Origin of the sequence: Sulfitobacter sp. 1A10359 (assembly GCF_043558145.1) — a bacterium.
In the GTDB taxonomy this organism is placed as follows: domain Bacteria; phylum Pseudomonadota; class Alphaproteobacteria; order Rhodobacterales; family Rhodobacteraceae; genus Sulfitobacter; species Sulfitobacter faviae.
Genome location: NZ_JBIFGB010000002.1, coordinates 105,387 through 116,707, shown reverse-complemented (window position 1 = coordinate 116,707; position 11,321 = coordinate 105,387). Strand labels below are relative to the sequence as shown.

General features: G+C 62.8%; 11 protein-coding genes. 2 read left to right on the top strand and 9 right to left on the bottom strand.

The genetic code is table 11. The annotated features are described in order from the left end of the window. Position 1: 1 nt before the first annotated feature. A complete protein-coding gene (gene cysG, locus ACGYK2_RS04890; RefSeq protein ID WP_271687600.1) occupies positions 2-1,396 on the bottom strand; it encodes a siroheme synthase CysG in 1,395 nt (464 codons plus the stop codon). A gap of 144 nt (positions 1,397-1,540) precedes the next feature. Here cysG and ACGYK2_RS04885 point away from each other — a divergent pair, with 144 nt between their 5' ends. Continuing rightward, positions 1,541-2,002, top strand: a complete 462-nt coding sequence (locus ACGYK2_RS04885) for an Lrp/AsnC family transcriptional regulator (RefSeq protein ID WP_067265010.1) — start codon at positions 1,541-1,543, stop codon at positions 2,000-2,002. Positions 2,003-2,034: 32 nt separating this feature from the next. Here the strand turns inward: ACGYK2_RS04885 and tpiA are convergent, their stop codons facing one another. The 8 genes from tpiA to ACGYK2_RS04845 form a co-directional block, all read right to left on the bottom strand. Further along, complete coding sequence (gene tpiA, locus ACGYK2_RS04880; RefSeq protein ID WP_271687598.1) at positions 2,035-2,784, bottom strand: triose-phosphate isomerase; 750 nt, start codon at positions 2,782-2,784, stop codon at positions 2,035-2,037. An 83-nt stretch (positions 2,785-2,867) separates the two neighbouring features. Next, on the bottom strand, positions 2,868-3,230 hold the full coding sequence (locus ACGYK2_RS04875; RefSeq protein ID WP_067265014.1) for an iron-sulfur cluster assembly accessory protein: 363 nt from the start codon (positions 3,228-3,230) through the stop codon (positions 2,868-2,870). 53 nt (positions 3,231-3,283) lie between these two features. Continuing rightward, complete coding sequence (locus tag ACGYK2_RS04870) at positions 3,284-3,997, bottom strand: DUF3307 domain-containing protein (RefSeq protein WP_271687597.1); 714 nt, start codon at positions 3,995-3,997, stop codon at positions 3,284-3,286. 113 nt (positions 3,998-4,110) lie between these two features. Beyond that, complete coding sequence (locus ACGYK2_RS04865; protein ID WP_271687596.1) at positions 4,111-4,728, bottom strand: hypothetical protein; 618 nt, start codon at positions 4,726-4,728, stop codon at positions 4,111-4,113. Positions 4,729-4,845: 117 nt separating this feature from the next. Further along, positions 4,846-6,057 carry a glycerophosphodiester phosphodiesterase family protein gene (locus ACGYK2_RS04860; protein ID WP_271687595.1) on the bottom strand — a complete coding sequence of 404 codons (1,212 nt, stop codon included), beginning with the start codon at positions 6,055-6,057 and terminating at the stop codon, positions 4,846-4,848. A gap of 187 nt (positions 6,058-6,244) precedes the next feature. Then, entirely contained in the window at positions 6,245-6,607 is a 363-nt protein-coding gene (locus ACGYK2_RS04855) for an SUF system Fe-S cluster assembly protein (RefSeq protein ID WP_209218051.1), read from the bottom strand. A 93-nt stretch (positions 6,608-6,700) separates the two neighbouring features. After that, complete coding sequence (gene rimK, locus ACGYK2_RS04850) at positions 6,701-8,083, bottom strand: 30S ribosomal protein S6--L-glutamate ligase (RefSeq protein ID WP_067265023.1); 1,383 nt, start codon at positions 8,081-8,083, stop codon at positions 6,701-6,703. 68 nt (positions 8,084-8,151) lie between these two features. Next, positions 8,152-9,777 carry a mechanosensitive ion channel family protein gene (locus ACGYK2_RS04845; protein ID WP_276155984.1) on the bottom strand — a complete coding sequence of 542 codons (1,626 nt, stop codon included), beginning with the start codon at positions 9,775-9,777 and terminating at the stop codon, positions 8,152-8,154. Positions 9,778-10,147: 370 nt separating this feature from the next. On the opposite strand from ACGYK2_RS04845, the gene tgt reads away from it, so the two are divergent. Next, on the top strand, positions 10,148-11,275 hold the full coding sequence (gene tgt / locus ACGYK2_RS04840) for a tRNA guanosine(34) transglycosylase Tgt (protein ID WP_271687592.1): 1,128 nt from the start codon (positions 10,148-10,150) through the stop codon (positions 11,273-11,275). Positions 11,276-11,321: the final 46 nt, after the last annotated feature.

Here is an 11,321-nt window from a genome sequence, read left to right as displayed (position 1 = left end):
GTCAGGCCAGCTCCTCTAGCGGGGTTTCGGTGGCAACTTGGACGGCGGCGCGCGGGGCGAGGCCGTAGAAGGTGAGCGCGGGGCCGGTCATTTCGGCATCGGCCAGATCGCGCGGCAGATCGTTCAGCGTGGTCGACAGCACCCGCTGATCGGCGCGCGAGGCGTTTTCGATCACGGTGACGGGTGTGGCGCGGTCGGCGCCATGCATCAGCAGGCGGCCTTGGACGAAACGGGCGGATTTCTTGCCCATATAGATTGCGGCGACTTCGTTAGGGCGCGCGAGGGCGGCCCAGTCGTGATCGGCGAAACCCTTCATGTCATGCCCCGTGAGGAAGCGGACCGAGGCATTGCGGCCCCGTTTGGTCAGGCTCTGCCCGATGCCCGCCACGGCGGCGGAGGCGGCGGTGATGCCGGGCACGATGTGCCAGCCGATGCTATGGGCGTCGACCGCGTCGATCTCTTCGTCGAGCCGGCCAAAGACCGTGGCATCGCCGGATTTCAACCGCACCACCTGCGCGCCGCTTTGCGCGTGTTCGACCAGCAGGGCGTTGATGTGCTCTTGGGCCGTGGAGGGGCCGAAGCCCTCTTTGCCCACGTCGATCATCAGCGCCTCGCGGCGGGCGAGTTCGAGGATCTCGGGGCTGATCAGCCGGTCGTAGATCACCACATCGGCCTCATCCAGCGCGCGGCGGGCCTTGAGCGTCAGCAGTTCCGGGTCGCCCGGGCCGCCTCCGACGAAGGCCACATGGCCCTCGCGGGCTTTGCGGGTGAGGTGGGTGTGCAGCAGGGTTTTCAGCGCCGGGCGCACGGTATCCTTGCCCTCAGCCATGGCGCGGGGGCCGGTGGCGAAATAATACTCCCGCCAGAAATCACGGCGCGCACGGCCCATGGGCAGGGCATCGGCCAGCTTGCGAAAGCCTTTGCCGATGCGCGCCAGCGGGCCGAGGGTGACGGGCAGACGCTCTTCCAAATCGGCCTTGATGGCGCGGGCCAGCACCGGGGCGGCGCCTTCGGTGCCGATGGCCACGGTCACCGGATCGCGGTCGACGATGGCGGGGGTGATGAATTCGCTGTCGTGCAGATTGTCGACGATATTGACCAGCACGCCCGCCGCATGGGCCAGCGCGGCGTTTTCAGCATCCAGCGCGTCATCTTCATCCGCCGCGTAGAACAGCCGCGCGCCGGGGAGATCGGCGGCGGTGAGGGGGCGGCGGTGCAGGGTGAGCTTGCCCGCCGCTTGCCAGTCGACGATCTCTGCCGCCGGGTCGGGGGCGAAGACATGCAGCGCCGCTTCGGTTTTCATCAGCAGACGCAGCTTGGCCAGAGCGGCTTCGCCGCCGCCGGAGAGGAGGATCTTTTGCCCGCGGGTGGCGAGGAAGATGGGAAAGTGATCCATGATGCGCCCTGTATTCTGTTTGACGTGACCTCTTATATAGGAAATATTCCCGATAATTGGCTATATGCTGGCGCAGATAAGAACATGCGTTCGCTTTGGCCGCAGGTTGAGTGTGAACGTCCTGCCGGGACGAGAGAGAAGAGAATGACTGTCCGAATTGATGAGACCGACCGGAAGATTTTGGCGCAGCTGCAACGGGATGCGAGCCAATCGCTGGACGATATTGCCCGTGAAGTGGGGTCTTCGAAAACGCCGGTGTGGAATCGGATACGCAAGCTGCGCGAAGCCGGGGTCATCGGCCAGCAGACCGTGGTGCTGGATTCCGAAGCGCTCGGGTTCGAGGCCTGTTTCTTTGTCCTGATCCGCACGTCAGAGCATGAGGCGGCTTGGCAGGCGGCGTTTTTGCAGGCGTTGAAAGACCGGCCCGAGGTGCAGGAGGCGCACCGTCTGGCGGGGGATATCGACTATATCCTAAAGGTGCGGGTCAAGAACGCGCGGGCCTATGACGTCTTTTATCAGGCGCTGATTTCAGAGGTGAAGGTGCATAACGTCACGGCGCTTTTGTCGATGGAAGAGATCAAATCGACGACGATGCTGCCGCTGTAAGAGGGCGGGTGTCTTCGCCGCCCCGCATTGGCTTAGGACTGGGCGAGGGCCGTCACGATGGGCGCGAAATCCTCGGCCTTGAGGCTGGCCCCGCCGACCAACGCGCCATCGACGTTTTCGACGGCGAAGATTTCGACCGCATTGGCAGCCTTTACCGACCCGCCGTAGAGCAGGGGGAGCGCATTGCCGATCTCCGCGCCGAAACGGCCGATCAGGCGGGTGCGGATGAAATCATGCACCTCTTTGATCTGCGCAATGCTGGGGACCTTGCCGGTGCCGATGGCCCAAATCGGCTCATAGGCGATAACGGTGTTCTGGGCCTCCACGGCATCGGGGAGGGAGCCGTCGAGCTGCGCGCCGATAATGTCGAGGGTCTGGCCTGCCTCCCGCTCAGCCTCGCTTTCGCCGATGCAGACGATGGCAGTGAGACCGGCACCCCATGCGGCCCGCGCCTTGGCTTGCACATCGGCATCGGTCTCGCGGTGTGCATCGCGGCGCTCGGAATGGCCGAGGATCACGTGGCTGGCACCGCTGTCGGCAACCATCGCGGCAGAGATATCGCCCGTGTAGGCGCCCGCTTCTTCGGCATGGCAATCCTGTGCGCCGATCTGGATCGGGCTGCCATGGGTGGCGTCGGTGGCGCGAAAGAGGAGGGTGCTGGGCGGGCAGATCACGACCTGCGGCGGGTTTTCGGGCAGGCCGGTAGCAAGGCTGTGAAGCTCTGTCAGCGCGGCGGCGGTGCCGTTCATTTTCCAGTTGCCGGCGGCGATTTTGGGGCGCATCGGTTCCGTCCTGATCTGTTAATGTTGCCAGATCAGTTCGCAGGCCCGCGGCCTTTCGTCAAGGCCGGGGCCGATCGGCGCGCCTACTTCGCGCCGAGGCTTTCGTCGAATTTAATCGATTCGCCGCAGCCGCAGGCTTCGGTCACATTGGGATTGCGGAACTTGAAACCGGACTCGAGCAGCGTGGTTTCATAGTCAATCTCGGTGCCGAAGAGGAACATCTGCGCCATGGGGGCGATCATCACCCGCGCGCCGTCTTGTTCGACCACCTCATCATTGGGGTCGGTCGCTTCGACGTATTCCATGGTGTACTCCATGCCAGCACAGCCGCCTTTCTTGACGCCAATGCGCAGCCCGGCGTGGCCCGCCGATTGCATCAACTTCGCAATCTGGCCAGCGGCTTTGGGGGTCATGGTAACGGCTTGCTTGCCGGGAATGCCAAACATCACAAATCTCCTATGCCGCCAAGATAGGGGTGCGGCGCGGCGATCTCAAGCCGTCAGAAGGAATTCATTGCGGCCTTGGTGGCGAAGGCGGCGATGAGCGCCCAGCCGAAAGAGGCCAGCGTGCCGATAATCACGTATTCGCTTATCTTCTGGTTCTTTTTCACGGTGTCAAAGCGCAGAATCGACTTTGCCGCGATGAGAAAACCGATGCCCGCAGGCTCGCCGATCACGACCATTAGAAAGATCAACGCGCGTTCCAGCAGGCCGATCATCCGGCCCGCATTCTCCAGCCCATCCGGTTGGGCCTGCGCCTTGTGCGGCAGCATCAAACCACCCACGGCGGGACCGCCTGCGAGCGTCGCGGTGATCAGCCCCGCGATAAACAGGGCGGGCGGGATGAGCATGCTGCTGTGGTCGGCCCAGATGCCGCGGGCAAAGGCGTCGGGGGCATAGTGGACAAGGGCTACGATGGTGATGAGATGGGCGAGTTGATCGGTAAGGTAGGGCCAAAGCCGGTCGCGCTTGTGCTCCGACACGGCGTAGGTCTTAAGCGCATCAATTGCGGTATGGGCAAGCGCGAGGAGGGCGGCGGGCATCAAACTGCCGCCGAGGGCCAGCGCGGTCAGGGCAAAGACGATAGCGCCGTGGAGCAGCAGCATCTGCGGCTTGCGCTTGGCGGCGACCATCGCATTGGTTTGAAAAACGAAATCGGCCAGCAAGTGAGCGATCAGGCAGGCGAGAGCGGTGGCGATGGCCTGTTCGGTCATAGAAATTCCGGTAGTTGGTGATGGCGTCCATTTGAAAAGCCATGGCGAGCCGGGGCAAGCGTTTTCTTATGGTGTTTAACAGCCTAATTTGGGTGTAATTTGATAAAACAGGCTTAAAGGGCTGTTTTGTGCGTTTCCAGAACCTCGCAAACCTCCCGCAACTCATCTATCCCCGCCGCGTCCACATGGCCCTGTACGCTCTGCTGCGTCAGGTCGAACTCCCGCGCAAGCTCCACCTGCAGGGGTGGTTCGGGGGCCAGCATGTAGTAGGCGACCTCGGCTTGGCGCTTGGTCCAGCCGCCCGCGATCCGGTCGGCGAGCGGTAGGGCTACGCGCAGGGCAAGGGGGGCGTCGGGCGCGTGCATGCGCCGCGCGCGGGGCATGTTGTCGAGCGCGTGGCCGGAGCTGACCAGTGCCGCTCCGTCCGCGCGGGATAGGTCGTTACCTGCGAAATGCGCGGGGCCGATACCGATGCCAAAGCGGGTGTCGGCGGTCTTGCCGCAGCGGCGCACGGTGGCGCGTAGGACGAGGGCGGCGCGGAAGGTGAAGGCGGACGCCACGGCCATCTGCCAGCCATCTCCACGAAAACGGGTCATCCGGGCGGGCTGGCCTTGCCAAGCAGTCAGCGCCTCGGCGGCGTCGTCAAGGCGCGCGAAAATGGCATCCAACTCCGCCCGGCTCATCGCGGAGGATTTCACGATATCGCCGGTAAAAATTGCCCAAGTTTCCATGGCTTGCCCCTTGTTTCCCGCAATGTCGCAGGAAGGTGAAATCCATGCAAGCCCGGCCACGGAAAAGGGCCGCCCGAAAGGGGGCGGCCCTTACGGCGTTCTAACGGCTAGGACCGATCAGAGGCCCATGCAGTTCGCGTAATAGGTCACGGTCGCGGGCCAGTCAGAGAAGACACCGGCCACGCCTACGTCTTGGGCCAGCACATCCAGCGCCACCAGATAGTCGCTGTCGTCTTTCACGATGTCATTGACCGACTGGAAGTACCAACCGCCACCCGAGGCGAGCGGGCCGGAGCGCTCCAGCGTCCATGCGATCAGGGTCAGCCCTGCTTCTTTCGCGGCCATGGCGTATTCGGATGCGGCGATGGCGCCGTCCTTATTGGTCAGCATCATGTTGAGCGAGGGGGCAAGGTAGTTCACGCCCTTGGCTTTCAGATCGGCGAAATCCTCGGCCCAAGTCTCGGGGTTTTGCTCATCGAAACCGTCGGACCATTGCACCAGATAGACAGCCTGTTTGCCGAATTCCGGTGTGTTCTCAACCCAGTAAAGCACGTCTTCGAGGTTGAAGGACTGCGGCCAAACGTCGGAGGCGGGGATACCTGCGGCGACATATTCATCCACCAGTTTCTGCGCGTAGTCTTCCTGAGAGAAACCCTCGTGCGGCATCTCGACGGAGGGGGATTTCAGCTCAGGCGTGAACTTGGCGCCCAGAGATTTGAACAGTTCGATCGATTCCGCATGGGTCATCAGATCGGCCTTGTCGCTGTAAAGCTCGGTGCGCCAATTCGCGACACCGCCCTGATAGTCTTCGGCGGTGGTGGCGGTCTTGTCGGCGCTGTCCATCTTGGGCGTCAGGGTGCGGAACTCGGCCAAGGTGATGTCGGAGGTGCGGCATTCGGCGCTGGCGGGCGTGTCGCCCGAAGCTGCGGTAAAGCTGGTGGTGCATTTCTCGGCCAGATCGGAGACGAGGATGTTCGTCGTGGTGTGCAGGTCGTTCTGCGCGTGGCGGCAGACCAGCTCATGATCGGCGGTAAAGGTCACGTCGCATTCCAGAATGCCTGCGCCCATGCGCGCGGCGGCGACGTTGGATTGCACGGTGTGCTCAGGAAACATCAGCGGCGCGCCACGGTGGCCGATGGAGAAATCGGTTTTGGTGGCGTCTTGCCCCATGCAGGAGGCCAGCTTGTCCTTCAATGCGCCCTCGGGCAGCCTGTCCACCAGATAGGCCGGACGGGGGCCGTATTCGACCGGGGTCGCGGCAGCATCGGCCTGGGCCAGCGCCATGCCGGGCGCGAGGGCCAGAGCGGCGAGAGAAACAAGTGTTCGCATAATGTTATCCGTTCGTGAATGAAGTTCTGGGGCTTCTATGGGTGCCCGATGTAACGGTTTCACGACCGGATCATGTCAGTCAAATGAACAATCCGCGGTGACCCCGCTCGGCGGGAAGCGGCCAAAAGAAAACGCCGCCGATGAGTTGCATCGGCGGCGTCTGTTGTTCGCGCTGCGAGACTGTCGGTTACATGAAGCCCAGTTCGAGACGGGCTTCGTCCGACATCATGTCCATGCCCCAAGGCGGCTCCCAAACCAGTGCCACATTGACCTGCTTGACCCCGGCAATCGGCTCGACCGCATCGGCAACCCAGCCGGGCATCTCACCGGCCACGGGGCAGCCGGGCGCGGTCAACGACATCTTGATGTCGACTTCATTCTCGTCGTTGATGTCGATGGTGTAGATCAGCCCCAGTTCATAGATATTCACTGGGATTTCGGGGTCATAGACCGTGCGACAAGCCTCAACGACCTGCTCATAGAGCGGGTGATCGGTGGAGGAGGGCGCAATCAGCGGTGTCCCTTCGAGCGGTTGGGTCTGTTCGGTCATCTCTTGCCTCGCATCATTCTCGACGTTTTATATAGGGATTGCGGGCAGGGGCGTAAAGTGGCCCCGAGCCAGGCAGGGCTGCTGCCGCCCCCGTTATCCGCCTTTGCGACGCCGCGCGGGCTGTGGCTTTACGCGGGCCTCGATCTCATCATAGACCTTGCCGACGATGTCTTTCTTGGTGGCATTCTCGATCCCCTCGAACCCGGGGGAGGAGTTGACCTCAAGCACCTTTGGCCCGCTTTCCGACCGCAGCAGATCGACCCCGGCGATGCCTAGGCCAAAGGCACGGGCGGCGCGCACGGCGGTATCGCGTTCCTCTTTCGAGATGCGCACGACCTTGGCCGAGCCGCCCCGGTGCAGGTTTGAGCGGAAGTCCCCCTCGGCGCCCGTGCGTTTCATGGACGCCACGACCTTGCCCGCCACCACGAGGCAGCGGATGTCTTCACCGGCGGCCTCCTTGACGAAGTCCTGCACGAGGAAGTTGGCGCGCAGGCCACGGAAGGCGTCGATCACCGACTCGGCGGCCTTCTTGGTCTCCGCCAGCACGACGCCCTTGCCTTGGGTCGACTCCAGCAGCTTCACGATCAGCGGCGCGGTGCCCACCAGCGCCATCAGGTTGGAGGTGTCTTTCGGCGATGCGGCAAAGGCCGTGGTCGGCATACCGATCTTTTTAGCGGCCAAGACCTGATGAGCGTGCAGCTTGTCGCGGCTCGCGGTGATCCCGGCAGAGCCGTTTACGCAATAGGTGCCGATCGTCTCGAACTGGCGGATCACGGCGGTGCCATAGGGGGTGATCGACGCGCCAATGCGCGGGATCACCGCGTCGTAGCGCGGCAGACGCTTGCCGTCGTAATGCACCTCGGGGGCGAGTTGGTTGATCGCCATATAGCAGCGCGTGGTGTCGATCACCTCAACCACATGGCCGCGCGCTTCGCCCACCTCGACCAGCCGGCGGGTGGAATAGTTGTCTTCCCGGCTCAGCACAGCGATGCGCAGCGCCCGCTGCGGCGCTTTGTGGCGCAGGCTGGCGGTATGGTAGACGTCGTAATTCAGGTCAGGCTGCAAACGCCGTTCGGTGGCCGAGATGTTGATATGTTCGGTCAGCGCCTGACGGCCAAGCAACATGCGGCTGGTCATGGTGCCCCGGTTGGTCAGGGTCACGTCGATGGGCCAGCTTTGGCCGCCGACCTCAAGCGTGGTGGCGATGACGAAACGTTGCTCTGACTCGCCGTTGGAAGAGGTCACCTCGCGCCGGTCGATGATCGGGGCGGAACAGGTGATCGAGATATCTTCGCGCCCGGCGATGGGATGCACGTTGAACCGCACCTTGGGTTTGGAGGCGGGGCCGAAAACTTCGATGTCATGGGCATGCAGCGCCGAGGTGCGCGCGCCGGTGTCGACTTTGGCTTTGATCGCGGGCAGGCCAAGATCGGGCAGGGCAACCCATTCTTCCCAACCGAATGTGAGTTTTTCCATTGCCTGCTCCTTGGGTCATTGGTCTGCCTGCCTAACCTGCGGCAGGGGCTGCATCAAGCGGCGCGATGTCAGGGGGTGCCCATATCCGCAGGGGCGGGGGGCAACATGCGGACGTCGTCTTCTTTCTCCATCCGTGCGGCGGCGGCAAGAAGTTCCTCACGCACGCGGCATTCGATATCCCAAAAGGTCGCGGCATTGTCGGTGGGCAACTCGAAGCGCACCTTGATGCCAAAGGCATCTTGGTCGAGCACATGCACCTTGGCCTTGTCCATCGGTTTGACATCATCAGGGTCTTCGCGGGCCAAGAGGTCAAAGAACACGCGGCGCAGGGCTGCCACATCGGCGTTTTGCGACAGGGTCAGAATGATGGGGCGCACCATGGCGTGATCCTCGATCGACCAGTTTTCAAAAGCGTCGGAGACGAAATAGCTGACCGGCACGATCAGCCGGGTGCCGTTCCAGTTGAGCAGTTGCACGTAAGTAAAGTGAATTTGCTCGACCGTGCAGAAATGCCCTTCGAAGATCAGTTGGTCCCCGATCCGTGCAGAGCGGTTCAGCGCAATCTGGATAGAGGCGAGGATATTGCCCAGAACCTCACGCGCGGCGAAACCCAAGACGATGGTCACCGCACCGGCAGAGGCCAGCAGCGACAGGCCAATGGTGTTGTCCGCGTTGCTGGAAACGAGGATCACCCCCGAGGCCACCAGCACGGCGATCACGATCACCCCTTTGCGCGCCGCCGCGATTGTCGTGGCGATGGAGCGCATATGGGCATTCATCGGATCGGCAAGCTCATAGGCGTTGTTGGGGCTGATCCGGTCAAAGATCTCGTCAAAGGTAAAGACAATGGCGAGGGCGGCGGCGGTAACATAGGCGATCAGCAAAATCGGGCTCAGCACCGCGTCAATAAAGCCCGAGACAACCAAGACCCGGCTGGTGGCCGTGCCGATGATTGCCGCGCAAAGCACGATGGCGGCGGGCCAGCGGAAGGAGCGCAGCACAAAGCGCATCCAGCGGCGTTTGGCGGCCTGTCCGAGGCGGCGCATGATGCTAAAGGCGAACCAACCGGCTGTCAGGGCGACGACGACCAGCAAAGGCAGGAACAGCACCTCCCACAGGTACATGCCCCAAAAGGCGCGGATGCGCAGCCAGTCGGGCAGCATCGTCTCAAGGTCTGTCGGGCCATACTGCGCGTGCAGATGCGGAATGTTGTCGATGCTCTGGCGCGAGAAGACCCAGACCGGCTCGGCATCCTCACCGGGTTTGATCCGGTTGAGCCGCAGCGGCACGTCATGGCCGCCCAGTTCCAACCGGTCGATCAAGAGCGAGCGGCGCACGCGCCCGGTGTCATTGTCCTCGGCCGAGCCTGAGAGCCAGCCGTCGGGCCGGTCCGCCAGCCTGCGCCATGGCACGACGACCTTGCGCTCCATCAGAACGGAAAGTTGAAAAGCGCGCTCGGCCCCAATAATCGCCTGATCCCCTTGGGGCAGGTCCGACAGGTCAAGGATATGGGCCGCGTCCGAATAGTGCCCATTGTCGGTGAGGTAGATGAAACTTTCCAACGCCGCCATTGGCGTACCGCGGTCCAGCGTCTCAGGCGGGGGCGGCAGGCCGGGGTTCAGCTCGGTCGTTTGAAACCATTTCTCCTGCGCCTGCCCGGTGGCGGCCCCCGTCAGCAGCGCAATCGCCAGCACGAAGGCCCCCAGAAAACGAGGAAACACAGTCGCGAAAGCGCGTGGGAGTAAGGCAAGCCGCTGCATGGATAGCGCAATGTAGCGGGGGTTCGGGCAATTCAAGGCTACGCGGCGCTTTGAAACGCTATTTGCGCGCTTTGGGCTGCGTTGAGGTTGCGCGTAGCGAGCCGCGCATAGTTGGATTGCTGGCTTCAAAGCGTGCGCAGGAATGCGTTGGGGGTGATCAAGCGGCGGCGATCCAGCCCGGCCAAGCACCAAGCCCGTTATCCTTTGAACGATACCATTCTCGTGCAATCTGGGCTATTTCGGCTTTATTGCATGTTTCCCGCCACTGGTTTATCGCGCCAGTCGCAGGCAGAGAGGGCAGCGTATGACCAGCACCGGATTCACCAAACACGCGCAGGACGGCAAGGCACGCAGCGGCGTGATCCAAACCCCGCGCGGCGAGATCCGCACGCCTGCCTTCATGCCGGTGGGCACAGCGGCGACGGTCAAGGCGATGATGCCCGAAAGCGTGGCCTCCACCGGCGCGGACATTCTGCTGGGTAATACCTACCACCTCATGCTGCGCCCCACGGCAGAGCGTGTGGCCGCCTTGGGCGGGCTGCATAAGTTCATGAATTGGGACAAGCCGATCCTGACCGACAGTGGCGGTTTCCAGGTGATGAGCCTTGCTGGCCTGCGCAAGCTGACTGAACGCGGCGTGACTTTCAAAAGCCACATCGACGGCTCCAAGCATGAGATCACGCCGGAACGCTCGATGGAGATTCAGGAGCTTCTGGGTTCCGACATTGTCATGTGTTTCGATGAATGCCCGGCGCTGCCCGCCGACCGGGACCGCATCGCCGAAAGCATGCGTCTGTCGATGCGCTGGGCCAAGCGCAGCCGGGAGGCCTTTGGCGACCGCCCCGGTCACATGCTGTTCGGCATCCAGCAAGGCGGGTTGGAAGAAGACTTCCGCCAAGAAAGCGCCGAGGCGCTGCGCGAGATCGGCTTTGACGGCTATGCCGTCGGCGGTCTGGCCGTGGGGGAGGGGCAGCAGGCGATGTTCTCTACCTTGGATTTCTCGACCGACATGCTGCCCGAGGACAAGCCGCGCTACCTGATGGGCGTGGGCAAGCCCGACGATATCGTCGGTGCCGTGGCGCGGGGCATCGACATGATGGACTGTGTGCTGCCCTCACGCTCTGGCCGTACGGGGCAGGTCTTTACCCGGAGGGGCGTGCTCAACATCAAGAACGCGCGGCATCAGGATGATCCGCGCCCGTTGGATGAGAATTGCAGCTGCTCGGCCTGCCGCAACTATTCGCGCGCCTATCTGCATCACGTCTTCCGCAGCCAAGAGATCATCTCGTCCATGCTGCTGACATGGCACAACCTGCAATACTACCAAGACATCATGGCCGGCATGCGCGAGGCCATCGCGGCGGGGCGGTTCACCCAATGGCAGGCCGATTTCCACGCAGGCCGCGAACAAGGTGACATCGACCCGCTCTGAGGGGTGGGCGCTTCGGCCTCACGGGAATTTGTGCGGATGATCCTTG

Coding starts and splice junctions, on each gene's coding strand:
- tpiA (WP_271687598.1), bottom strand. CDS start 2,784: ATGCGCCCCAAAATCGCCGCCGGCAACTGGAAAATGAACGGCACCGCC.
- ACGYK2_RS04885 (WP_067265010.1), top strand. CDS start 1,541: ATGACTGTCCGAATTGATGAGACCGACCGGAAGATTTTGGCGCAGCTG.
- ACGYK2_RS04870 (WP_271687597.1), bottom strand. CDS start 3,997: ATGACCGAACAGGCCATCGCCACCGCTCTCGCCTGCCTGATCGCTCAC.
- ACGYK2_RS04860 (WP_271687595.1), bottom strand. CDS start 6,057: ATGCGAACACTTGTTTCTCTCGCCGCTCTGGCCCTCGCGCCCGGCATG.
- rimK (WP_067265023.1), bottom strand. CDS start 8,083: ATGGAAAAACTCACATTCGGTTGGGAAGAATGGGTTGCCCTGCCCGAT.
- tgt (WP_271687592.1), top strand. CDS start 10,148: ATGACCAGCACCGGATTCACCAAACACGCGCAGGACGGCAAGGCACGC.
- ACGYK2_RS04865 (WP_271687596.1), bottom strand. CDS start 4,728: ATGGAAACTTGGGCAATTTTTACCGGCGATATCGTGAAATCCTCCGCG.
- ACGYK2_RS04875 (WP_067265014.1), bottom strand. CDS start 3,230: ATGTTTGGCATTCCCGGCAAGCAAGCCGTTACCATGACCCCCAAAGCC.
- ACGYK2_RS04855 (WP_209218051.1), bottom strand. CDS start 6,607: ATGACCGAACAGACCCAACCGCTCGAAGGGACACCGCTGATTGCGCCC.
- cysG (WP_271687600.1), bottom strand. CDS start 1,396: ATGGATCACTTTCCCATCTTCCTCGCCACCCGCGGGCAAAAGATCCTC.